The organism is Pseudomonas sp. 14P_8.1_Bac3, assembly GCF_025466085.1.
Lineage (GTDB): Bacteria > Pseudomonadota > Gammaproteobacteria > Pseudomonadales > Pseudomonadaceae > Aquipseudomonas.
In genome coordinates this window covers 159,523-184,016 of sequence record NZ_JANLOD010000048.1, presented here as the reverse complement: position 1 = coordinate 184,016, position 24,494 = coordinate 159,523, and the positions used below count along the sequence as shown (strand labels likewise).

The 24,494-nt window shown below is 58.7% G+C and carries 18 protein-coding genes; 4 read left to right on the top strand and 14 right to left on the bottom strand.

Translation table 11 applies throughout. The features are described from left to right. Nucleotides 1-85: 85 nt before the first annotated feature. The 3 genes from NTD84_RS13625 to NTD84_RS13615 form a co-directional block, all read right to left on the bottom strand. A complete protein-coding gene (locus NTD84_RS13625) occupies nt 86-2,005 on the bottom strand; it encodes a PAS domain-containing sensor histidine kinase (RefSeq protein WP_262166223.1) in 1,920 nt (639 codons plus the stop codon). 99 nt (nt 2,006-2,104) lie between these two features. Further along, nucleotides 2,105-4,396, bottom strand: coding sequence for an ATP-dependent DNA helicase (locus tag NTD84_RS13620; protein ID WP_262166221.1), 2,292 nt, complete (start codon nt 4,394-4,396; stop codon nt 2,105-2,107). Next, nucleotides 4,393-6,060, bottom strand: a complete 1,668-nt coding sequence (locus NTD84_RS13615) for a VRR-NUC domain-containing protein (protein ID WP_262166220.1) — start codon at nt 6,058-6,060, stop codon at nt 4,393-4,395. Before NTD84_RS13615 ends, NTD84_RS13620 begins: the two co-directional genes overlap by 4 nt. 201 nt (nt 6,061-6,261) lie before the next feature. Here NTD84_RS13615 and NTD84_RS13610 point away from each other — a divergent pair, with 201 nt between their 5' ends. Then, complete coding sequence (locus NTD84_RS13610) at nt 6,262-6,486, top strand: YgdI/YgdR family lipoprotein (protein ID WP_262166218.1); 225 nt, start codon at nt 6,262-6,264, stop codon at nt 6,484-6,486. 259 nt (nt 6,487-6,745) lie between these two features. Here the strand turns inward: NTD84_RS13610 and NTD84_RS13605 are convergent, their stop codons facing one another. From NTD84_RS13605 to NTD84_RS13590, 4 genes are read right to left on the bottom strand one after another with little or no spacing between them, the layout of a single operon-like run. Beyond that, the gene (locus NTD84_RS13605; RefSeq protein WP_262166216.1) at nt 6,746-7,831 is read right to left on the bottom strand and encodes a polyamine ABC transporter substrate-binding protein; all 1,086 of its coding nucleotides are present in this window, start codon (nt 7,829-7,831) and stop codon (nt 6,746-6,748) included. A 55-nt stretch (nt 7,832-7,886) separates the two neighbouring features. Continuing rightward, nucleotides 7,887-8,228, bottom strand: coding sequence for a cupin domain-containing protein (locus NTD84_RS13600; RefSeq protein ID WP_262166214.1), 342 nt, complete (start codon nt 8,226-8,228; stop codon nt 7,887-7,889). Between the two features lie 43 nt (nt 8,229-8,271). Beyond that, complete coding sequence (locus NTD84_RS13595; protein WP_262166212.1) at nt 8,272-9,678, bottom strand: NAD(P)/FAD-dependent oxidoreductase; 1,407 nt, start codon at nt 9,676-9,678, stop codon at nt 8,272-8,274. Between the two features lie 50 nt (nt 9,679-9,728). Beyond that, a complete protein-coding gene (locus NTD84_RS13590; RefSeq protein ID WP_262166210.1) occupies nt 9,729-10,544 on the bottom strand; it encodes a helix-turn-helix domain-containing protein in 816 nt (271 codons plus the stop codon). Nucleotides 10,545-10,808: 264 nt separating this feature from the next. On the opposite strand from NTD84_RS13590, the gene NTD84_RS13585 reads away from it, so the two are divergent. Further along, a complete protein-coding gene (locus NTD84_RS13585) occupies nt 10,809-11,081 on the top strand; it encodes a DUF1652 domain-containing protein (protein WP_150711725.1) in 273 nt (90 codons plus the stop codon). A 49-nt stretch (nt 11,082-11,130) separates the two neighbouring features. On the opposite strand, the gene NTD84_RS13580 is transcribed toward NTD84_RS13585, so the two are convergent. From NTD84_RS13580 to NTD84_RS13570, 3 genes are all read right to left on the bottom strand, one after another. Then, nucleotides 11,131-11,469, bottom strand: coding sequence for a hypothetical protein (locus NTD84_RS13580; RefSeq protein WP_262166205.1), 339 nt, complete (start codon nt 11,467-11,469; stop codon nt 11,131-11,133). Between the two features lie 7 nt (nt 11,470-11,476). Then, nucleotides 11,477-13,090, bottom strand: coding sequence for an inositol phosphate phosphatase SopB (locus NTD84_RS13575; RefSeq protein WP_262166203.1), 1,614 nt, complete (start codon nt 13,088-13,090; stop codon nt 11,477-11,479). 237 nt (nt 13,091-13,327) lie between these two features. Beyond that, nucleotides 13,328-15,802: a UvrD-helicase domain-containing protein gene (locus NTD84_RS13570; protein WP_262166201.1), complete on the bottom strand. Its 2,475-nt coding sequence runs from the start codon at nt 15,800-15,802 to the stop codon at nt 13,328-13,330. Nucleotides 15,803-16,040: 238 nt separating this feature from the next. Between NTD84_RS13570 and NTD84_RS13565 the strand changes: the two genes are divergently transcribed. Further along, on the top strand, nt 16,041-16,736 hold the full coding sequence (locus NTD84_RS13565; RefSeq protein ID WP_262166198.1) for a pirin family protein: 696 nt from the start codon (nt 16,041-16,043) through the stop codon (nt 16,734-16,736). 154 nt (nt 16,737-16,890) lie between these two features. On the opposite strand, the gene pgm is transcribed toward NTD84_RS13565, so the two are convergent. The 4 genes from pgm to NTD84_RS13545 form a co-directional block, all read right to left on the bottom strand. Continuing rightward, a complete protein-coding gene (pgm, locus tag NTD84_RS13560) occupies nt 16,891-18,540 on the bottom strand; it encodes a phosphoglucomutase (alpha-D-glucose-1,6-bisphosphate-dependent) (RefSeq protein WP_262166197.1) in 1,650 nt (549 codons plus the stop codon). A 111-nt stretch (nt 18,541-18,651) separates the two neighbouring features. Beyond that, nucleotides 18,652-20,052, bottom strand: a complete 1,401-nt coding sequence (locus tag NTD84_RS13555) for a PLP-dependent aminotransferase family protein (RefSeq protein WP_262166541.1) — start codon at nt 20,050-20,052, stop codon at nt 18,652-18,654. Then, a complete protein-coding gene (locus NTD84_RS13550; RefSeq protein ID WP_262166195.1) occupies nt 20,049-21,530 on the bottom strand; it encodes a hypothetical protein in 1,482 nt (493 codons plus the stop codon). Before NTD84_RS13550 ends, NTD84_RS13555 begins: the two co-directional genes overlap by 4 nt. Before the next feature lie 714 nt (nt 21,531-22,244). Continuing rightward, on the bottom strand, nt 22,245-23,267 hold the full coding sequence (locus NTD84_RS13545; protein ID WP_262166193.1) for a zinc-dependent alcohol dehydrogenase family protein: 1,023 nt from the start codon (nt 23,265-23,267) through the stop codon (nt 22,245-22,247). A 269-nt stretch (nt 23,268-23,536) separates the two neighbouring features. Here NTD84_RS13545 and NTD84_RS13540 point away from each other — a divergent pair, with 269 nt between their 5' ends. Further along, nucleotides 23,537-24,454 (top strand): LysR family transcriptional regulator, encoded by a 918-nt coding sequence (locus NTD84_RS13540; protein ID WP_262166190.1) that lies wholly within the window; start codon nt 23,537-23,539, stop codon nt 24,452-24,454. Nucleotides 24,455-24,494: the final 40 nt, after the last annotated feature.

The following is a 24,494-nucleotide window of genomic DNA, read 5'->3' as shown; positions in this document are numbered from 1 at the left end:
ACGCAAAGGATCAAAGACGCTTAGAAGAAACGCCTGCTGACAAGTTCAGCCGGATTGATACTGCGCTGGGCAACGCGCACGCTGCTCACTTCATGGTCGAGGCGATGATTTCCACCAGATTAAGCTGAGAAAACGGCTTCGACAGACGCGGCAGTTCAATCGCGAAGCCTTCCAGCCGTTCAGCGTACCCCGTGGCGAGGATGATCGGCAGGCCCGGTTTGATTTTCCGGATCGCCTGCGCCAGTTCGGCGCCGTTCATATGCGGCATCGCCATATCGGTAATGACCAGATCAATCGCCTTTTCGCTGTCGAACACCTTCAGCGCCTCCTCCCCGGACACTGAACTGACCACCCGATGGCCCAGGTCTTCTAGCAGCATGCAGGTACTGGTCAGCACCAGGCTGTCGTCGTCCACCACCAGCACACACAACCGGGACACCGGCGACGCGGCTTCCTCCGGAACAGGCCTGGCAGCCGAACCCTGGGTCGCGACGGGTATCCACAGTTCGGCTGTGGTGCCCTGGTCTTTCTCGCTTTTGAGGATGAACCGTCCGCCCAGTTGTTCGATGAAGCCATGCACCATCGACAGCCCCAGCCCCGTGCCTTTGCCGACCCCTTTGGTGGTGAAGAACGGGTCCATCGCCATGGCGAGGGTGGTCGCGTCCATGCCCTCCCCGGTGTCACTGATGCTCAGGCACACATAACGGCCGGTCAGCTGCGAGAGCGAGGACTGATCTTCAGCGCCTTCAGAACGCGCGCTGATCACGATGGTCCCGCCATGGGGCATGGCGTCGCGGGAGTTGGTCACCAGGTTCAGGACCGCGAGTTCAAGCTGATTGACATCCGCCAGTGCCGGTTCGAGTTCTGGCGGGAATCGCGTTTCGAGCACCACGGACGGCCCGAGGGAACTGCGCAGCAGTCCGGTAATGCTTTCAACCAGCTTCGGCACTTCGACGGACTCGGTCTTCAGCTCCTGGCGCCTGGCGAACGCCAGCATCCGTTGCGTCAGCGATACCCCGCGCAAGGCGCCTTGCGTAGCGTTATCCAGCAAGCGAGTGATTTTCGAATCCTCCCCCACCCGCTTGCGCACGATTTCCAGGTTGCCAAGGATCACCGTCAACAGGTTGTTGAAGTCGTGGGCAATCCCCCCGCTGAGCTGGCCGATGGCCTGCATTTTTTGTGCCTGGAACAGCGCTTCGCGGGTTTTTTCAAGGTTTTGCTGGGCGAGCGTCGATTCGGTGATATCCCGGGTGATCTTGGCGAAACCGAGCAAGGTGCCGGTGTCGCCCCAGATCGGGTCGACCACCACATGCGCCATGAACCGCGTGCCGTCCTTGCGCAATCGCCAACCCTTGTTTTCAAAGCGCCCTTCACGCACGGCAATGCTTAACGTACGTTGCGGTTCGCCGGCCTCGCGGTCTTCCGGGGTATAGAACATCGAAAAATGCTGGCCGATCACTTCTTCGGGCATATACCCCTTGATGCGCTGGGCACCTGGGTTCCAGTTGGTCAGGCGGCCATTCGCGTCGAGCATATAGATGGCGTAGTCGGTGACGCTTTGCACCAGCAGGCGGAACTGCTGCTCGCTTTGCTTGAGGACTTCCTCGGCCATCTTGCGGTCGGTCAGGTCCCGGGTGATCTTGGCGAACCCCAGCAATTTCCCCGAGGGATCGAGAATCGGATCGATCACCACGTGGCACCAGAAGCGCGTACCGTCCTTACGAATCCGCCAGCCTTCGCCTTCGAAACGCCCCTCGTGAATCGCCGTATCCAGCGCCCGCTGCGGCAAGCCCCGGAGGCGGTCCTCTTCGGTGTAGAAACGCGAGAAGTGCTGCCCGAGAATCTCGGCTTCCTCATAGCCTTTGAAGCGTTTGGCGCCGGCGTTCCAGCTGGTGATGATGCCGTCGGGGTCAATCATGTAGATCGCATAGTCAATCACCGCATCGATCAGCAAGCGAAAACGCCCGTCCTCGATGGCGCTGGCTTTGGTTCGATCTTCGCTCATTGAGCCCTCACGGCAAGACTGTTTTGTTGAAGTATGGGACAAACCGAATATTTGAAAAGCACGAAAATGGTCCCTGGCGTATGGGGTGAGCAGATTACCTCACGCCGAAGTGTTTTCTGCAGTGCAAACGACATGAGTGCCCACTGTCCACCAGCGCGGCAGCAGTTGCTTGACCTTGCTGTCACCAAATCGGTCATCGATCAACATCACCATCCCTTGGTCCTGCTGGGTACGGATCACTCGCCCGGCCGCCTGAACCACTTTCTGCACGCCGGGATACAGGTAGGTGTAGTCGTACCCGGCGCCGAAAATCGCCGCCATCCGGTGTTTCAGCTGTTCATTCACCGGGTTAAGTTGCGCCAGCCCGAGGGTGGCGATAAAGGCGCCGATCAACCGCGTCCCGGGCAAGTCGATGCCCTCGCCAAACGCCCCGCCCAGCACGGCGAAGCCGATGCCCTGACTGTCAGCGGTGAACTGGTCGAGAAAGTCCTGGCGTTGTCCTTCGGCCATGCCTCGGGATTGCGACCAGGCATTGATCTGCGGATAGCGCTCGGCCAGCAACTGCGCCACTTGCTGCAAGTAGTCGAAACTGCTGAAAAACGCCAGGTAATTGCCCGGACGCTGGCTGAACTGGCGAGCCATCAACTCGACGATCGGTGCCAGGGACGACTGTCGATGAACGAACCGCGTGGATATCTGGCTGACGATATGCACTTGCAGCTGATCAGCGTGAAACGGTGATTCGACGTCGATCCACACCGTATCCGCCGGGGTCCCGAGCAGATCCGCGTAGTAATGACGTGGGCTCAACGTCGCGGAAAACAGCACGGCGCTGCGGGCCGCCGTCAGGCGCGGACGGATGAAACCGGCGGGCACCACGTTGCGCAGGCACAGCTGCGACAGGTTGCGCGGGCGGTCGAGGTCACGCTTGCTGATGTCGAACAGGAAGTGCTCGTCGAAGAGTTCAGCCACCCGGCAGAACTGCAGCATGTCGAAGTAGAAGTTCTGCAAGGCGCTGTCGAGCCCCTGCGGGTGATCGTTGAGGTAATCGCCGATGCTGGCGCTGCACGAGAACAGCGCCTGGAGCAGTTTTTCCGGGGGGCGATCATAGGCCTGGTACGGCGCCAGCTGCAGGTTGTGCAAGGCGTTCCATTCCCGGTTGACTCGCTGCAGGGATTTCTTCAACGGTTCCGGCGCGGTTTTGCGCACACCGTTGAGGGTCGACTGATCCAGGCTGGCGCTGTACATCTGCCGCCCGCGCTCCACCAGATTGTGGGCTTCGTCCACCAGCACCGCGACGTTCCAGTGGTTGGCCTGGGCCAGCCCGAACAGCAGCGCGCTGAAATCGAAATAGTAGTTGTAGTCCGCCACCACCACGTCGGCCCAACGGGCCATCTCCTGGCTCAGGTAATAAGGGCAGACGTCGTGTGCCAGCGCCACCTCGCGCAAGGCGTTCTGGTTCAACAGCGACAGCTCGCTGGCAGCCTGGCGAGCGGCTGGCAAACGGTCATAGAAGCCTTGGGCCAAAGGGCAGGATTCACCGTGGCAGGCTTTGTCTGGGTGCTCGCAGGCCTTGTCCCGGGCGATCATCTCCAAAACCCGCAGCGGCGGTGCGCCGGCACTGTCCAGAATGACCTGAGCCGCGTCGAGTGCCAGTTTGCGCCCCGGGGTTTTCGCCGTCAGGAAGAACACCTTGTCCAGCTGCTGCGGTGCCAAGGCCTTGAGCATCGGAAACAGCGTCCCGACCGTCTTGCCGATCCCGGTTGGCGCCTGGGCCATCAGACAACGGCCGGTGCTGGCGGCCTTGAACACCGACTCCGCCAGATGACGCTGCCCCGGACGAAAGTCGGCATGGGGAAACGCCAGTTGCTGCGCCGCACCGTTGCGCGCCTCGCGATGGGCCATTTCCTGCTCGGCCCAATGCAGGAACAACTGGCAGTGATGCTCGAAGAACACCTTCAGCGCTTGCGCACTGAAGGCTTCCACCAGGCAGGTTTCCTTTTCGCTGACGATGTCGAAGTACACCAGCGCCAGGTTGATCTGCACCAGATCCAGCTTGCGGCACATCAGCCAGCCGTAAACCTTGGCCTGGGCCCAGTGCAACTGCCGGTGGTTGGCCGGTTGCTTGCTCAGGTCGCCGCGGTAGGTCTTCACCTCCTCCAGGCAGTTCTGCGCCGGATCGTAGCCGTCCGCCCTGCCCTTGACCTTCAGCGACTGATACTGGCCTTCGAGCGCGACTTCATTCTGATAATCGTCGTTGCGCCGGGACGCCACCGTCCGATGGCCGACGATACCTTCCAGCGCCGTCGGCGACGGCGTAAAGCGCAGGTCGAGGTCGCCGACCTTGGCGGTGAACTCACACAACGCCCGCACCGCAATGCTGTAGCTCAAGCGCCCTGCTCCGCCCATTGCACGTAGCAGACGGCAATCGGCATCTGGTGTTCGTGGCAGAACTCAAGCCAGCGCAGTTGGTTGTCCTGCAAGCGATCGCCGGGACCTTTGACTTCGATCATGCGGTAGGTCTTGTGCTGCGGCCAGAACTGGATCAGGTCCGGCATGCCGGCGCGGTTGGCCTTGATGTCCAGCAACAGACGGTTGAACCAGTGCCTGAGGTGTTCGGCCGGCAGGCAATCGAGTGCCTGTTCGAGCAGTTCCTCGCTCAACGCGCCCCAGAACACGAACGGCGACTGCACCCCCCACTTGGCGACATAACGTTCGCGGATCGTTTGCAGATAACGCCCGTCATCGAGTTCGGCAAGGCAGACCTGGAACAGATCGGCCCGGCGTGCGTGGAAATCTTCGTTGAGCAGGTCCACTGGCCCTCGTTGAAACGGGTGAAAAAATGCCCCCGGCAACGGCGCGAAGATCGCTGGCCAGCACAGCAGGCCGAACAGCGAGTTGATCAGACTGTTCTCGACGTAATGCACCGGCGCCGAATCTTCTGCCAGATGCGCCTGCACGTAAAACTCGACCGACCGCTCGGGATCGACCCTGGGCAGTTGCAGGTCCAGGCGCAGCATTTTTCTCGGCGACGCACGTTTCGCTGGCGGCCCGCCGAGTTTGCGCCGCAGTCGGGGCAACATACGCAGCAGTTGCTGGTGTTCGGCAGCACTTTCCGGTGATTGTCCGGCAACCGTGGCCAGGTCCATGGCCAGCTGATACTCGTCACAGCGCTCCAGCACGCGAATCAAGCGTACGCGCGCACCGGGCCACGCACAGTCGCGGTAGATGTTCAGCGCATTGGCAAAATCCGCGACGCGTTCGCAATACTGACCAATCTGGAACAACAGCTTGCCGCGGCGTTTCTGCAACCAGGGGTTGTTCAGTGCAAGCCCGTTGATTTGCTCGACGATCTCCGTCACCGCTTCGCCGGCTTCGAAGCGCTGCTGGCATTCGTAAAGGAACAAACAGGCGTCCACGTCCTCACGGCTGCGCAAGCCGCGGGATTCGGCGCAGAACTCGACTTTTTCATAGGTAAAGATGCCAAGGTCAGCCAGTACGAATTCCGACCAGTCCTGGTGAAGATTGCCGAAAAACATCAGGCGCAGACGATCACACAGGCCCATGATGGTCAGGCTGAACAAGCGGTCTTCCAGTGCCACGCACCACTTTTCAAAGCTGAGGGCTTCGGGAAACTGCTCGCTCAGGGGCGGCAGCCAATCGGTCTTTTTTCCTTTGGGCTGGTCAATCGCGCTGCCGAAGCATTGCAGGATTTCCGCTTTGAGCAATACGTCGAACAACGTTGCGAGTGGCAGCGGTACGTGTTCGTCGATCCAGCCCAGTTCCAGCAACGGAACCGCGGCGCTGGCGATGTCGCCAATCTCCCGATAATGAAGTTTGCTCGCCCGGAAATGATTGCCTTTGCGCATCACCATCCGCACAAGCAGCGCCCTGGACTCCTGGGGCAACCGGTTGAAATCTTGGATGAAAGCCTGCTCCTCGACAGTCAACACATCGGCATAGCGATGCCCTAGCCAATCAAGCACTTGCATAAAGTTGTTCAAGTAATAGAACGGATCGTCGAGCGGGTTTGTGGTCACGGAAAACAGGGCCATGGCGAGCGAGTACTGGTTATGCGTACAGATACCAGCAACGCCCCATCCGGTGCAAACGGAAAAGGATAAGCGGCGGCAGGATGCGGGATTTTTTCACGGACCGTCGAACTTTCTACCGATCCGTCGCACCAACCGCGTTAGAGGTACAGTGGCGATTGAAGGATTCGCAGCAGTCGCGTTTTTTATTGGAGAGAGGTGGTTATGAACATCAAGACTCTGGGCTTGCCCCTGGCGGTGGCGGCCTTCCTGGCACTGGCCGGTTGCTCGACGCAAACCGTAGTGACCCTGCAGAACGGCACCCAGTATTTGACCAAGGATATGCCGAAGGCCAGCAGCAAGGACGGCTTCTATGAGTTCGAAGATATTTCCGGGGCGAAGGTCAGGGTCAAGGCCGACGAAGTGGCCACCGTTCGCAAGGAAGATTAAAAGCCGCGTTATCGTTCTTCGCGAGCAAGCCTGCTCCCACCGGGAATTGTGGTGGATTCAGGCCCGACACCCATCCACCGTGGGAGCGAGCCTGCTCGCGATTACGGTGGGTCAGTCAACATCAATGTGAAGGTGATGTCCTCTTCGCTGGCAGGCCAGCTCCCACAGGGATATCGGGTGAGCTCAGGATTCAGGCTCGACACCAGTCCACTGTGGGAGCGAGCCTGCTCGCGAAGAGGCCATCACAGACTGAAGACGATCAACTCCCCGTGCGAATCTTGTTCCACACCCGCGTCCGGATCCGGTCGATGTTCAGCGGCATCGCTTCCAGCGCAAACAATTTCCCCATCATCTCCGGGCTCGGATAGACCTTGGTGTCGTTCTTGATCGCCGGATCAATCAGGCTGTCCGCCTGTTGGTTGCCGTTGGCGTAATGCACGTAGTTGCTGATGCTGGCCATGACATCCGGGCGCAGCAGGTAGTTCATGAAGGCGTAACCGGCTTTTTCGTCCGGGGCATCGACGGGCATCGCGACCATGTCGAACCAGATGGCAGCGCCTTCCTTGGGAATCGCGTAGCCGATGTCGATGCCGTTCTTGGCTTCCCTGGCGCGGGTTTCCGCCTGCAGGATGTCGCCGGAGAAGCCGACCGCCACGCAGATGTCGCCGTTGGCCAGGTCGCTGGTGTACTTGGACGAGTGGAAATAGCTGACGTACGGCCGGACCTTCATCAGCAGCGCCTCAGCCTTCTTGTAATCCTCCGGGTTCTTGCTGTGATGCGGCAGACCTAGGTAGTTCAGGGCGGCCGGGAGCAATTCCGGGCCGTTGTCGAGGATCGCCACGCCGCACTTCTGCAACTTGGCCATGTTCTCGGGCTTGAAGATCAGGTCCCAGGAATCCACGGGGGCGTTGTCGCCCAACACTGCTTTGACCTTGGCGATGTTATAGCCGATACCGGTGCTGCCCCACAGGTACGGGAAGCCGTGCTCATTGCCCGGATCATTGGTCTGCAGCGCTTTGAGCAGCACCGGGTTGAGGTTCTTCCAGTTCGGTAGCTGTTGCTTGTCGAGTTTCTTCAATGCCCCGCCCTGAATCTGCCGGGCCATGAAGTGGTTGGACGGGAACACAACGTCGTAACCGGATTTACCAGTCATCAACTTGCCGTCGAGAGTTTCGTTGCTGTCGTAGACGTCGTAGCTGAAGCCAATGCCGGTTTCCGCCTGGAAGTTTTTGGTGGTGTCCGGGGCGATGTAGTCCGACCAGTTGTAGATCTTGACGGTCTCGGCCGCGTGGCCGAGCGTCGCGACGAGTGCAAGGGGTGCCAGTGTCAGTGTCTTTCGCATCATGATTCGATTCCTGGGTGGGCTATTTTTATTGGCAGGCAATCAAGAGAATCAACATTCAAAAAATCAAAACGTAGGTCTTGCGCACGGTTTCCTGGATGTCCCAGATACCGAGGCTGTTGGCTGGCAACATCAGTGCATCGCCGGCTTCTATGTGAAGGGTTTCACCGTCGTCCGGGGTGAAAGTGCAGCGGCCCTGAATGAAATGACAAAATTCCTGGGCGACGATCTGCCGGCGCCAACGGCCCGGGGTGCATTCCCAAACGCCGGTTTCAACGCCGTCGTCGCGCTCGACGCTGGTGGTCGACGCCACCGCGACAGGGGTGCCCAGCGGCACGGCGACCGGGTTCGATTCGTCGAGTTTGAGGGTTGCGGTGTTCTTGAACTGGGTGATGCTCATGGGATTACCTGTCGAGGGAGCCTATGGATGAAGAGCACGTCGATTACTGCATGAAACCTTCCATGAATTCGGCGACCCCGCTGGCCACCTTGCGCCGCCACGGCGCGGTCGCGGGGTTGGCCAGGGTCTGATCTTCGTGGACGAAGCTGCGAATGATCGCGTTGTAACCGAGCCAGCGGCAGGGTTCCGGCTCCCAGGCTTTCAGCGCGTCGAGACCGCCCTGAGGGATGACCCAGGGCTGGCGAACCAGCTCGGAATCGCGTTGCAGGATCAGATCGGCCAGGGTCCGACCGCCCAGGTTGCTGGCGCCAACGCCCTCGCCGCCATAGCCGCCGGACAAAGCGATGCCGCTGGCCTGGTCACACAGCATGTGCGGCTTGAACCGTCGGGACATGCCGAGGTTGCCGCCCCAGCCGTGGGTGATGCGTACATGCTTGAGTTGCGGGAAGAGTTCACCGAACAGGTAACGGCGCAACTCGACTTCGCTGGCGGTCAGGTCGAAGTCATGGCGCAACTTGCCGGCGAACTGGTAGCCGCCCCGGGCACCGAATACCAAGCGGTTATCCGCCGTGCGCTGACCGTAAGTGACCTGACGGCTGCTTTCACCGAACGCCTGGCCATTACTCAGGCCAATTTCGTCCCACGTCGCGGCGGACAGCGGCTCGGTCGCCACAATCAGACTTTGTACCGGCAACTGATAGCGGCCCAGCGGTGGCAAGGTAGTTGCGTATCCCTCGACCGCTGGCACGACCCAGCGACTGCGCACCGCGGCCTTGGCCGTGCGCAGGCTGCCTGACTTCCAGTGGGTGACCGGGCTGTTCTCGTAGATCCGCACGCCCAGGCGCTCCACCGTCCGCGCCAGGCCTCGCACCAGCTTGGCCGGGTGCAGCGTCGCGACGTGAGGTGCATAAATACCGCCATAGGGCTTGGCGATTCTGATCTGCTGCGCCAGTTGCTCGGGGCTGAGCCAGCGGTAGTGGCGTTCGGTCAGGCCTTGTTGGTAGAGCTTGTCCAGATAGTGACGCAGGCTGGCTTCCTGCTCCGGGTAGCGTGCGGCGCAATACAGTGCGCCACCCTTGCGATAATCGCAGTTGATGCCTTCGCGTTCGAGGACAATCTCCACTTCATCCGGAATGCTGTGCAACAGTTCATAAGAGGCGCGACGCTGCTCGGCCGGCAGATCGGCCAGCAAGCGGTCTTCACCCAGGATGTTGCCCATCAGCCAGCCGCCATTGCGCCCCGAGGCACCAAAACCGGCGGTCTGCGCTTCAACGATGGCAACGTTCAGGCCCGGCGCCAGGCGCTTGAGGTAGTACGCCGTCCACAATCCGGTGTACCCCGCGCCAATGATGGCGACGTCGACATCCAGGTCTTGTTCCAACGCCGGACGCGCGAGCAACGGCTCGTCGAGCTGGTCCATCCACAAACTGATAGTGCGCCACGCCGGCATGCAAGACTCCGCCACTCAAACTTCGATGGCGCTGATCCTAGTGCGCGGGCTTAGACGCTGTCTTGCGCGCGTGCACGCAAAGAAATTTGTTTGGCGTAGGCCTTGGGCGACTGGCCGGTGTGTTGGCGGAAACAGCTGTAGAACGCCGAGAGGGAATTGAAGCCGGCGGCAAACGCCAGGTCATCGATCCGCAGCGGCGGCGTGGCGCTGTCCAGCGCCGCGAGCAGATGCTTCAAGCGCGCCTGGTTGACGTAGCGATAGAAGCTCTGGCCCAGGACCTGGTTCAGCAGATAGGAAATCTGATTGCGGCTGTACCCGCACTCCTTAGCCACCCGTTGCAGGTCGAGCTCGGGGTCCAGGTAGGGTTGTTGACGTTGAAAATACTGTTGCAGGTCTTCAGCCATGAAACTCAGCTGACGCGGGGACAAGCCGAGGCGACTGGCCGCCGGACGCGGCGTGCTGGCGGATTGGCCGACCGGTTGTTCACGAACCAGCGACGCGTATTCATTGACCCGCCAGATCAGGCCGTCACGCACCGTGATCGCCTCGCTGGCGCGAAACGACACCAGGCCATCGCCGCCGCGCAGGGTGATCCGGTATTGAATGAACGCCGTGTTGCCGTCAAATCGAATGCGGTCCGAGTGTTCCAGCGCTTCATCCGGATCCCGCGGCATGCTGTGGCGCACGTAATCGCGCAACTCATCCAGCCCCATCACCCGGTCCTGGAAGAAATCGTTGTATTGGACCTGCGGGTGATAAAGCGCCATGACCCCCTCCAGGTCCCGCTCTTTCCAGCGCAAGTGATAGCGCATGACCGTGTCACTCGTGGCCTGGGTTTGCAGCGGACCATCATCATCGGCGGGCATTAGAGGGCTCGAGGCGAAAACAGCGAGCTTGCCGAAATTCACGCGCTGCTTCAACGTTGATTCGGTACTGGCCTTTTGCCTAATCACCACGACGCCGTGACCTGAATCAAAAAAAGCAGAACCAATCGCCAAACGGCCTGAAAAATCCACATTACTTTCACGTGCAGATGCTACTTTTAAGGGCAGTCACTGGTTGAGCCAATGAAGGCTCTTCCCTCCTAACATGAGCTAAAGGAAGCGCTCGATGAAGAAGGCGGGCAACATATGAATAAAGGGTTCAGTAAGGTCACTTTTCCAAACGCCTGCCAGCTGATGCGCTGGCATTTTCATCCCATGGGATTCGAGGCGAGCATGGACGCCCCGGGCAGCATGATCGCCCGTCTGTTTGACCGTGCCAGTGGCGAGACCATGATCGCCATCGCCGGTATTCCGTGCGCAACCGTCATGAATGCCGCGGATGTGGAACGAATCATTGAAGCGGTGGAGGATGAGCTGGAGTCGTTCATTCCGCCGGTGGCCCTCAGGAGCTATGCCTGAGGCATCGTTATCGAGGGCGAATTCACTTCGCCCTCTTAGATATGCTCTCTTATAGATTCATACGCAGTTCCCTCGTAACCGCCACCAACTGCTGAAATCCTGTTTGTAAATCTGTGTCGGGCGCTGTTTCCGGGAAACGAAGCAGCGCAATCAATACGGCATTGTCTGCATCTGCCGCTAAAACTACGGTATTGGAATAATTGAACTGCAGCGCACGCTGCAACCTGCACGAATCGCTCGGAAGTGCTCCTACAAGACAGTACATTTCCAGGACGTCCGCACTTTCGTTGAAATATACCGTCAGGTCGTTGTCCACCACATACGTCGGGTCATCAGCATCAATTTCAAGCCCTAACGATTCATGCAACCGATAAATAATGCTCAACATAATAACCTCAGCTAACGACCAGTCTGGAAAGTCCTTGCGCCTCATCGAACACTGCACGGTTGCCTATACGCTCTTCACAGGACAGGTTCAAACTTGAAAGCGTCCGATTCACCAGTACTTTATTGCCCTCCACACCCATGTTGTAAGACTGAACTCCAGAATTACCGCCGTTGATCAGTACTTGCTGAAAAATCGCCTTATTTACCGCCCCGAGAGGACTTCCAGGCTCGCTCAGTGGGTGCCCCTGGTGCAAACTTATAACCTCTCTTTTTATTTCCGCATCTAGCATTCCGGTTCGATCCTTGCCACTTTTGCAATTGGAGAGCGGCACGGCGCCGATTTCATAGGCCAGGATAACGATACGCAGTGCCGCTTTATAAGGATCGCCGCCATCATGATGATGTGAATTCTCTGCGAATATCTGTTTGAGATGGCGGCATAACGTCAGAACCTTAGCCTTATTGTCGGGATCATCACGCAAATAGTCACCCACCATGCCGCCAGGTGAAGAGGTGCTACTGAAATCCTTTCCTAATAACTGCTCCACCGCGCGAGCATTTACTTTGTCTGAAACTGACCAACCCAAACCAAGTTTCAAAGCCATCGTGTTGACGCCAAAATTGAACGCAACGATATTCAAATTAACCTTAACCTGAACTATTTCCCCATCTTCCCCTCGTATGGCCAAACAGGTTGGTGATTGTTGAGTCAGCGTTTGCCAAGCCTGCATTTGATCCTTGAGCATTTCATTTTCGTTATAAAATTGACTGGGTGTCATCAAGGACGTGGAGACAATGTTCAGGGAAACCTCATTCCCTGCCAGCGCGCTCTTCAGCACGTCTGGCTGGGTGAACAGCGCCGCCGTGACCACTTCCCTGGCCCGGGCCAAAGTGCCCTGACGACGAGCAGGATCATCTGTATTCAGGCCATATACAGAAAGAGTACCGTGCCTGACCCCCTTGTATAATTCTTTCGTCTCGCCAGACTCGTCGGCTATTGCGATTTCTGACACCCACAAATTAGCGGCGTGTTCAGCGGTCTTAGTCGACGAACTGCAAACCCCCTTATCGCCGTAAGAAATTTCGAATATATCCGCTGAACCGAGCTTCATTTGCCCGGCGGGAACCATGGAACAAACATATTTTTGATCATTGTGTTGTACCACGGTTTGAATCGTGTCCCAGCGCGCATCATTGCGCAATGTGGTTTCGGCGGCCTTGAACTCCTTCCGCACAATCGCCTCTGCCTCGCGAAATGTAACACCTCTTGCGACGCAGAATTTTCCAGCAACATGACTGATCAATTGTTTCTTTATCTCTTTCGCTGCTTGCATTTCCTTTGGAGTGGCCAAGCGATCGAAGGGTGGAGTGGAAGTCAATAGAAATGGAAGTTTCGGCAATGATTCTGTTTCCAGCTGGAAGTCTTGCAGTACGAACTCTGCAACATTAACCAAATTAAGCTGGAATTCCTTAAGCGCATACAGAGACCGACTGGACGACGGAATACACTCACGATCGGAAACGGTCAGGCCTTCAATCTTTGACGGCCGTTTTTCATGACGGATCAACACTACCGTCTCGTCCTGTAGACCGGTTGCACTCGACGCCTGCCCGGCATTCATGTTGTAACTGCGAGTTGCAAAGGATATCGAATCTAACACTACTACCTCGTCCGCTGCATTGACAGTTTGTCCCCCTCTCCTGCGAATCATGGGATATAAGCGGTGAGGAGTGACAAGTGACTGTGATGGTCCTTTTTTACCACAATCATTTCCACAACAAACAAGGGCGCAACTATCAGAAACAGATCTACGTGCACCGACGCATAACGTAATCAGCTTATTTTTCTGTACTGGCGTTTATGGGGACGTTTTCATCGATCTATGATCGGCAAAGAAAGCCTTGCCCTTGCCGATCCTGTCGGAGGCCTTGGGCATATTCGCCGCCTGGGTTTCTTGCCCGTCGACGTACCAGTAGCAATGACTGACCGCGCGGGTAATGCCGACATAAGCCAGCCGCAGGATCTCGTCCTTTTGCGCGTTATCGTAGGCTTCGTTATCGCCCGGCTTGCCGAGCCCGGCCATGCGATAAACCTGATTTTTGTACGGCGAGCTGGTCAAGTGCTGACAATCGCCCAGAAGAAACACGGCATCAGCCTGAAGACCCTTGGCGCTGTGGTAGGTCAGCTGCTTCAGCCGGCGCGACTCGTACGGCAAGCTCGAATCAACATTAACTACGGGTGAAATATGCTCTTCTATCAATGACTTATCGCTACTTTTTCGATAAAGCATCAAGATCGAGTCGCCCTTTCGATAATGTTCCATCAAGCGCTGGGCCATGCCCTGATCATCCCGGTCCAGCACGTTCACCGGCAACAGCGCCTTGGGCTCGCCGCTTGCCTTGGCCTTCTTGCCGGCGATGGCGGGCGCGGCGCGGACGATGTGCTCTGCGGCATCGATGATGTGCTGGTGGCTGCGGTAGTTGTCACTGAGCATGACCTTGGTGGTGCTTGGCGATGGAAATTCCTTGTTGAACTCCATGAAGTACGTTGGTGAACTGCCGCGCCAGCCATAAATGGATTGCCAGTCATCACCTACACAGAGCAACGAGGAACGCTGAGCACCACGCCCGACATGCATCGCCGGCCCACGACTGCGAATCTCGGCCAGGCTGGCGCGAATCCAGGAAACGATCTGCGGCGATACGTCCTGAAATTCATCGATCATCAGGTGCGACAGCGGGCGCAGCAGCTCATCACTCAGCAGCTTCTGGTTTTCCGGGGAATGCTCACTGAACAGCGCGAACATTCGGTTGTAGGTCATCACTGGCGGTTTCTGATCCAGCAGATGATCTTCCAGGGCACGCCAGTAAAGGCTGAGCGCTTCGAAGAAAAAGCGGTCAGGATCGTCCTTGGCGAAACTCATCTGGCCCACGGCGCTCGGAACATCCAGCCCCATGTTCTCGATAAACCCGGCGGCCGCTACGAAACAGTCGAGCAACGGGGCCGAGCCAAGTTCTCCCTTGACCTTGTAATCGAACCCCGGCCCGGCACTCGCATCCCCTGCCAGTGACGCCAATACGCGTCGCGATGACTCGTAACTATCTAGCCATATCAATGGCTTACGACAGAAAGCTTGAAAAAGGGTGCGCTTTACCGCCCACTCTGCACGGACGCTAAGCTTGGCATTCGGGCGACTGACCTGCGGGTTTTCCCGTGGATCGAAACCCAGTACCACCCACGCATCCAGGCTCGGAATGTAACCATGGCAGTGGAATGTCGCGCCGTTGATATCAAATGACTGGCGATTGGGCTCGATGCCTTTGATCGGCCACGCGCCGGCCCGCAGCCACATATCCTCGATGACGTCGCACAGCTCTTCGTCGCGCTTGGCCGCCAGTTCGGTCACGGCTACGCGTTTTTGCACATCTGGGTGATCGCGCTCCAGCTCCTTGAGCTGCAAGGCGTGGCGCGACAATGGCTTGATCAGCTCACGAAAACGCTCATCGCGCGCATGTAGCCGGTGGTAACAAGCATTCAGCAGCTGACGCTGGGCGTCATTGATACGCAGGTCGAACGGATTGCTGTCGATGTCCTCAGCTGCGTTTTGAGGACGGTTGCTGATGTTTTCGAAGGCTTGCAGGCGCTCGAAGCCCGGCAGGCTGCGTACCATCGGCAGGATTCGCGAGTGAAAGGTGCGAACCAGGTCCCGCGCATCTTTCAAGCTCAGTGCCCGCCCCCAGAGCCCGAACAGCTCAATCAACTTGTTGATGAAATCCTTGCGCGATTCCCGGGTGAAGGTCACCACCGTCATCGAATCGAGCTCGAAGCCCAGGTAATAGGTAAGCAGCACGATGCGCAGCACCAGGGTGGTCGATTTACCCGCGCCCGCGCCGGCGATGACCGACGTCGAAGGCGTGTCGCTGAAAATCATCTTCCATTGTGCGGCGCTGGGCTGGGCATGGGTTGGCAACAGTCGGGCCACGTCGGCCTTCATGCGTTTCTTTAACTCGGCGCTCAATGGCAGGCGCCAATCATCGAACAGGTTGTCGTCGACGTTAGGCGGACGGTGCTCGGTCGAGCGCGAGTCCCGAATCAGCAATACCTGCCGGCCTTCCTCCAATCCGTCGATTTTGCCTTCCTTATAGCCATAATCCACGCCGGCACTGTGACCGCTGCGAAAACCATCGGCCTGGCCATGCAGCCATGACGCACGGTGTTGTGCACGCAGCCGGGTCAGGCCATGACCGAAGAACCGGGCAGCCAGACGCTTGAGCAGCGGCATCTCGGCCAGAGGGCGAAGTTCAGGAGGAAGATCGGGGGTGTGTTGCGGCACGCGGGCTGACTCCAGGGTGTGAGGCTGTTGCGGCCTATGGTGTCTGCATTTGCCGTTCAGTTCTAGTGAAATGCTTACAGGTCATTGGCTTATGCGATGAAGTGAAGGCTGGATAAGATCATTTCGAGCTTATTTCATATCAAATTATTCGATGTTATTCAGGCATTATTTACGCTTTTTATCGATCAGAGTCTGCTGGATGATGATCACCATCACCTACCCTTTTCAGGAGACGATCATGCTCGAACTCAGACCTTTCAACTCCCTGGGCGGCGCCCACCATGGCTGGTTGGATGCACATCACCACTTTTCGTTCGCCGAGTACCATGACCCCAAGCGCATGAACTGGGGCAACCTGCGCGTGTGGAACGATGACGTGATCGCTTCCGGCACCGGGTTCCCGAAACACCCGCACCGGGACATGGAGATCATCACTTACGTTCGTGAAGGCGCGATTACCCACGAAGACAACCTGGGTAACAAGGGCCGCACCGAAGCAGGCGACGTTCAGGTCATGAGTGCCGGTACTGGCATCGCTCACAGCGAGTACAACCTGGAAGCGACTGAGACCAGGATTTTCCAGATCTGGATCATCCCGAATGAAACCGGCCTAGCCCCGTCCTGGGGCGCGAAACCGTTTCCCAAGGGCCAGCGTGAAGGCTTCGTGACCTTGGCCAGCGGCAAGGCCGGCGACGATCAAAGCCTGCGGATTCGGGCTGATGCGCGCCTGGTGGCGGCGAACCTGAAGGCTGGCGAGTCGGCTGAATACCGACTGGATACCGGTCGTCGCGCGTACCTGGTTCCGGCCACAGGGGTAATTGAAGTCAATGGGTTACAAGCAAAAGCTCGAGACGGTGTAGCGGTGGCGAATGAGCAGGTATTGCGGGTCACGGCCCTTGAAGACAGCGAAATCGTGTTGGTGGATTTGGCTTGATGGGGTGAATGCAAGCCAAAAAAAGGGGCGGCCATTTGATGGTCGCCCCTTTTTTTTCGGATTTTTTAGCGTTCGTGGCGCCGTCTTCGCGAGCAAGCCCGCTCCCACAGGGGCTAATTCAGCCGTGTGGGAGCGGGCTTGCTCGCGAAGAGTCTTACTTATTCACAGAAATAGCGCCATCCACCAACGTCTGCGCTTCCGCCACCAACTGTTTAAGATGCTCGTCGCTGACGAAACTCTCGGCGTAGATCTTGTAGATGTCCTCGGTCCCCGAAGGACGCGCCGCAAACCAGCCGTTCTCGGTCATGACTTTCAGCCCGCCAATGGCCTGGTCGTTGCCCGGCGCATGGCTGAGGATGCTTTGGATCGCTTCGCCCGCCAGTTGAGTCGAGGTGACCTGATCCGGCGATAACTTGCTCAGCAGCGCTTTCTGTTCCGGATTGGCCTTGGCGTCTACCCGTACCGAGAACGGTTCACCCAGTTCGTCGGTCAAGGCACGGTAAGCCTGGCTCGGGTCACGACCAGTGCGAGCGGTCATTTCCGCCGCCAACAGGGCCGGAATCAAGCCATCCTTGTCAGTGCTCCACACCCCGCCGTCCTTGCGCAGGAACGAAGCACCGGCACTTTCTTCGCCGCCAAAACCCAGCGAACCGTCGAACAGACCATCGGCAAACCATTTGAAGCCGACCGGCACTTCGTACAGGCGACGGCCGAGGCGCTTGGCCACACGATCGATCAAACCACTGCTGACCACTGTTTTGCCCACGGCCGCATCGGCACGCCATTGCGGGCGGTTCTGGAACAAGTAGTCGATCGAGACGGCGAGGTAGGCGTTTGGCTGCAGCAAGCCACCCGATGGCGTGACAATGCCGTGACGGTCGTGATCGGGATCGCAGGCAAACGCCACGTCGAAGCGCTCTTTCAGGCCGATCAGGCCTTGCATGGCGTGGCTGGACGAAGGGTCCATGCGGATCTGGCCGTCCCAGTCGACCGTCATGAAGCGGAAGGTCGAATCAACCTGTTTGTTCACCACTTCAAGGTCGAGCTTGTAATGTTCGGCAATCGCCGACCAATAGCGCACCCCTGCTCCACCCAGCGGATCCACGCCCAGATGGAGCTTGGCACCGCGAATGGCATCGAAGTCGATCACGTTGATCAGGTCGGCGACGTAGGTGTTGAGGTAGTCGTGTCGGTGGGTGGTGTTGGCCTTCAGCGCCTGCTCATAGCTGATGCGCTTGACACCGGCAAGCTTGTTGCCCAGCAGTTCGTTGGCCTTCGCCTCGATCCACTTGGTGATGTGGGTGTCGGCCGGGCCACCGTTGGTGGGGTTGTATTTATAGCCACCGCTTTGCGGCGGGTTGTGGGACGGCGTGATGACGATGCCGTCCGCCAGCCCGGTAGTGCGGCCACGGTTGTAGCAGAGAATCGCGTGGGAAATTGCCGGTGTCGGGGTGTATTCGTCGCCCTCGGCGATCATCACCGTGACGCCGTTGGCGGCCAGCACTTCGAGGGCACTGGCGCCGGCCGGGGTGGACAGCGCGTGGGTGTCGATGCCGACAAACAACGGCCCGTCGATGCCCTGGGCTTCGCGGTACAGGCAGATCGCCTGACTGATCGCCAGGACGTGCCATTCGTTGAAACTCAGGTCGAACGAGCTGCCCCGGTGCCCGGACGTGCCAAAGGCAACGCGCTGGGTCGAGATGGCGGCATCGGGCTGGCCGGTGTAATAGGCCGTGACCAGTCGCGGGATGTCGACCAACAATTCTGCCGGTGCCGGTTTGCCCGCAAAAGGACTGAGTGTCATGCAAAACCTCTGGAATAGAGTGGTTCAGGAATAGGATCGCAGTTTACTGGCAGTTTGACCGTAACGCGATGGGATCGATCCACCGGGCGCACCGGTTGTTTTTGCCCACGTTCAGTCGATGGATTCGAGCCGCAACGCGTCCCCTATCAGGCTCAACGCAGCTCCCAGGTCATGATCGCCACCAAAGGCGTGACTCAAGCGCAAGTGCTGTGAGTGTAGGCCCTGCAGGCTGAACAGCTCGCCCGGCGCAATGACCACGTGATGCTTGAGCAGGCGCTGAAACACCCGGCGCATGTCAACCTGACGCAACGAACGCGCCCAGATCGTCGCCCCACCTTGAGGTTCCACGACTTGCAAGGCATCGCCCAGCCGCTCCTGTAACAGCTGGGTCATCTGTACTTTGCGATCCTTGAGCAACCGGCGCAGCACCTGAAGATGCTGATCGATCCGCCCATTGCCGTACAAACGGGCGATGGCTTTCTGGCGGATCGGCGACAGGCGGAACGAGCGCAGCAGAAAGTGCCGCTGCAATTGTTCTCTGAAATGCCGCGACAGCAGATAGCCGTAGGGGGCTTCCGGCCCGATGATTTTCTCGAACGTGGAAAACACGATCAGCCGGTCAGGGTCGAGCAAATCGCGGAATCGCAGGCCGCCAGCTTCGAATTCGAGCTCGCCGTAACAGTCGTTTTCCAGCACCCAGCTACCATGCCGCTCCAGCAACCGGGCAATGGCTCGCCGGTTGTCATCGGGCGCCAGACTGCCCCGTGGCACACTCAACCCCGACGACAGCAGCACCAGCCGTACCGGCCGGGATTCCAGCAACTCCTTGAGGCATTCAGCATCCAGACTGCCGTTGGCTTGTACCGGCCATTCCATCACTTGAACGTCCGCCGCCTGCAACAGACGCAGAATCGTCCAGTCACACGGCGACTCGACCACCACTGCAGCGCCCTTGAGGCCCAGCACCGCGATCAGTATTTCCAGGACACCCCGCAAGTCGGCGCCAATGTAGACGTCATCCGCGTGCCAGCAGCGTGTTGGCGACGTTGTATAGCGCGCCGCCAGGGCCGCGCGCAGTTCCAGTTCGCCGCTCGGCTGTGAAGGCGGTCGCGGCAGGCGCGGGTACTGGCGCAACAGTTCACGTTCCAACAGCAGCAGCGGACTGTCCAATGGCTGCAGCAAGGCCGGCTCATCGGCGCTGAACACCAGCATGCCCGGGCGCCGGGCGCTGACATAGACGGTTTCGAGCAGGTCCTTGCCATTGCCGGGCATATTGATCGAGGACACCGGCAGAGCGTAGTACCCGGACTTGGCCACCGAATAGACGCGTCCTTCTTTTTCCAGCAGCGAGTAGGCGTACTGTATGGTCGAGATCGAGACGCTCAGGCGATTGGCCAACTGACGCAACGAAGGTAAACGGACACTCGCGTCGTTGGCCGGCTCGTTGATCAGATGAGTCAGGTATCGGTACACCGCCTGATAGGCAAAGTCGGTCTCGCGCGCTGCTTTCAATGTCCCGCTGACCATTCACCCGCCACCGCAGCACCATTGCCATAATCGGACCGCCCGTCTCCATCGGCGAACTCGCCGCCGATCAAACCGCTCTGGATGCGAGGCAACGGCCCCATGCGATACAGCCTGCCGATCAGGCTGACAGGCAGCCCGCTGACGTCGACCATCCATTGCGCGATCTGCTCCGACACCGGATTGCCCTGCATCGCCCGGTGCAAGTCAGGCATCGCAACCAACATTCCCGGATGGCACTGACGCAGGAAACGCTCAAGCCCGGCACCGTTTTCGACAAAAGGCGCAAAAAGCAGGCAGACCAGTTGCGCCTCGCTCAAGCCGAGGCTTTTTTGCGCTTCGGCCGCCGCCACACCACGCTGATCAAATATCCGCGCCGGGTTGCCGAAGAGCTCCATGGCTTGTACGCACAGACGCTCCGGGAGTTTCTTGCGGCGCATCATGACCAGGGCGCGTTGCAAGTACTCGGCGACGCCCGATTCATAGCTGCGACCGTGGACGAAACACGCCTGCAAACCCCGGACATGGGCCGATATCTGTGGGCTGATGTAGTCGTTGTCACTGAGTTGGGCCGTGAGTTCATCCGGCTGGAAACCCAGGAACTCGGTGAGCAAGGGCCAACGTTCTTCCAGATTGCTGACCAGCATGTCGTGGATGTCGATGAACGTCGTGCGACGGCAGGCTTCGAACTGCTCGGCCGGACGCCATTGTGCCTGGCCCTTGCCGCCATAAAACCCGCGATAACAGTCGCTGCCGAACTCGTCCAGGGATGCAAACAGCTCGTCGAGGCCCGTCCCGCGAGGGTTCGACGCCTTGAGCCCGGCCTTGGCAGCCGCCCGCTTGAGGCCTTCGATAAACAGTTTCTGCTGGCGCGGCGTGTCGCTGCTGACCAGGGCATCGACGCCGCGGTTCCAACGGGCAACCTGTCCATAGAACTCGCCGGTGGCCAGATACCTGTCGTCCCACAGGTCAAGCGGGCCATCGAGGGCCCGCCGATGCCCGACCATCAGCAGGTTCAGTCGATTGGCTTCGCGGCCCGCGTCCGAGATCGGCGTGGGGTGGGCGAACGGCAACACCTCACGATTATCGGCCATCACCACTTCGGCCCGCGGATCGTCGTAGAGAAACAGCGCGCTGTAGCAGCGATGAATGTTGTCCTGCGCCGTCGCACTGCCGCCGCTCATGCGCAGCGAAGCCACGCGCAGCTGGAAGGTCGCAGGCGCCCTGCCCGCAATGCTCAGTTGCGCCGCGCGTAGCAGCGCCAGGGTGTAGCAACTGTCCCGCGACCCGTTCTGGATCGCCAGTACCTTGTAATCACCAATGTTCTCCATGCCGCCCGCAGTGACGACCAACCGCTGGATCATCAGCTGCAAAGCGGTGCGTTCCGCCCGGGAAAAGAAACTCAGCAAGCGTTGCAGCATTTGCTGGTAGACATAATTCATCGCCTGGTCATGGATAAGGGTCATCTTTATTTACCTGATGCTCGTAAGTTCAATAGTGCGCAAACAACAATATGCATTGCGCAGGCGGATTGCCTGCCATGCATGAAGTGCTGGACGTTATTCAAATGCTAACACTTAAGTCTTAAGTAATTATTTGAAATAACTCGACAATGCCTCCATTCCGGCGAAGGGCCGCTCGCTGCAAAGCCCCGTAATAGCGGGTACATTGAGCTGAAAGAGAGGTCCTAGGAAATATCCGACAGCGCCCCACAGACATATAGCACAAGAAATAAAGAAAGAAGTCGCACACGGTTGTTTGGCAACTGCGCATCGACCTACAGCTTGTCGGAAATGTATTAAAGATGTGCGTTTAAAAGTATCAATCCGATACCCAGACATGACTCTTTCCTTGAGATGAAAGTAATCATTCAATTATCAGGGCTTAAAAGGGGATTAGAAGATACAGATCGAGGATAAAAACCAGTTCAGTTGCTGCATTGCACCCTCTTAAGTGTAAAACAGAGGTTCTTAACGATGCTTTTGAGTTCCAAACGGAGTGTTATCTGTAGGAATTGGATTACTTGTATTGGCTGATGAGGCTGGCGGGCGCTGTCTGAGTAAATGCGGCGCTTTCAGTCCATCGCCAGCAAGCTGGGGCCTACTGGTTGGCGTTGCCTCTATTCGGAATTCCGGGCAGAAAAAAGCCCGTGCAGGCACGGGCTTCTCAGAGGGATGTTGTTACGCCGGTTCAACCTGAAGCGCAACCCGCTCGCGGCATGGACATTCGTCCATGTAACGGTGTGCTTCAACGAACTCGGAAAACGGGAAGACCCGAGTCTTGAGCGGCAGCAGGACGCGGTCGGCGGTCAGCTGGTTGATGTCGCGCAAGGCCCGCTGCAGGGCAACCGTGTCCTGGATGATCCCCAGCTCCGGCTTGCCGGTGAAGTTGCCGATGCAGTGCACAAAGAACTGAATGTTCTTCTGGAACGCTGCGCAAGCCGGGAATGGCGTCTGGTTACCGCCCTGCAGGCCGTACAGCACCAGGCTACCGCGCGGTGCAAGCACATCGCCGAGCAACGACATCTGCGGGCCGCCAAGACCGTCGAACACCACGTCGACGCCGCGGTTGTCGGTAATCTTGTTGATCCGCATCAGCAGATCTTCTTCCTCAGTGACGATGACTTTCTCGGCACCCAGCGACAGCAGGTATTCACGCTCTTCCGCGGTCTTGGTTGCGGCAATCACCCGTACACCCAGGGCTTTGCCCAGCTGTACAAAGGACGGACCGGCGCAGTGACTGGCGTCGGTCACCAGGGCGAATTGCCCAGGCTTGACCCGTGCCAGGTCGGCATACGCGAAGTAGGCAATCAACAGCGGCGTGTAGTGCACTGCCGCTTCAATCGGGCTGAGCACGTCCGGATAGCGGGTCAGTGCCGAGCGCGGCAGAACGATCTGCTCGCCATACACGGGATAGTCATTCGGGCTCTCTGCCGGGAAGCTGGCGACCTTGTCACCCACGGACAGGTCATCGACGCCCTCGCCGACCGCCGTGACGACGCCGGACATTTCATGGCCGAGGCCTGAAGGCAGACGGGCATGGGAAGAGGCCAGGTTCTGGCGCCAGAGGATGTCGTACCAGCTGATGCCAATCGCCTCGACGCGAATCTGCACTTCGCCCGGCGCAGGGAGAGCAGCCGCATGCTCTTCGCATTTGAGCACCTCGGCTGAACCAAACTTGTGAAAACGGATCGTGCGGGACATCGCAAACCTCGCCAAAGAAACCTCTAATGCCATGAACTCTATCTGGGCTTTCCGCCCAAGACCATCAGTGGCTATTAATAGTCGACATGCCTGTCATTGATTCCGCAGCAGCGGCGACATCGTCAAATGTCGTAAGAATCCGAAGCAGCCTTTGTAGGAAAACTGAATTACTCGGTGCAGAGTAGCAGCCTTTCCCCTTAATATTCATGCCGGCCATTGTTCTCATATGGCTGCTCTCGTCAAGCTTGATGACTCTGCCAGGACTCCAGATGAATCGTAATGACCTGCGTCGTGTCGACCTGAACCTGTTGATCGTTTTTGAAACATTGATGCATGAACGCAGTGTGACCCGTGCCGCGGAAAAATTGTTCCTCGGCCAACCGGCCATCAGCGCGGCGCTCTCGCGTCTGCGTGGCCTGTTCGATGACCCGCTGTTCGTACGCACCGGCCGCAGCATGGAGCCGTCCGCCCGGGCGGTGGAGATCTTTGCCCTGCTCTCCCCGGCCCTGGACTCGATTTCCACCGCGGTCAGTCGCGCGGCGGAATTCGACCCGGCGACCAGTACCGCAGTGTTTCGTATCGGTCTGTCGGACGATGTCGAGTTCGCCCTGTTGCCGATGCTGCTCAAGCGTCTGCGCGCCGAATCGCCGGGGATCGTGCTGGTGGTGCGGCGGGTCAACTACATCCTGATGCCAGGATTGCTGGCCTCCGGTGAGATTTCCATCGGCGTCAGCTACACCACCGACCTGCCGGCCAACGCCAAGCGCAAGGTGCTGCGCCGCAGTTCGCCGAAGCTGCTGCGCGCCGACAGTGTGCCGGGGCCGTTGAGCCTGGACGACTTCTGCGCCCGCCCACATGCGCTGGTGTCGTTTGCGGGTGACCTGAGCGGCTTCATAGATGAGGAACTGGAAAAACTCGGGCGCAAACGCCACGTGGTGCTCGCGGTGCCGCAGTTCAACGGCCTGAGTACGCTGATCAGCGGTACTGATATCGTCGCAACCGTGCCGGATTACACGGCGGAAGCGTTGACGGCGGCCGGTGGTGTGCGGGCGGAAGATCCACCGCTGCCAGTACGCAGCTTCGAATTGCACATGGCGTGGCGCGGGTCGCAGGACAATGATCCGGGTGAACGCTGGTTGCGCTCGCGGATTCAGATGTTCTTTGGCGATCCGGACAGCCTGGCCTGACCCTGGCAAGCCTCGCGCCCCCCGTGGGAGCGGGCTTGCT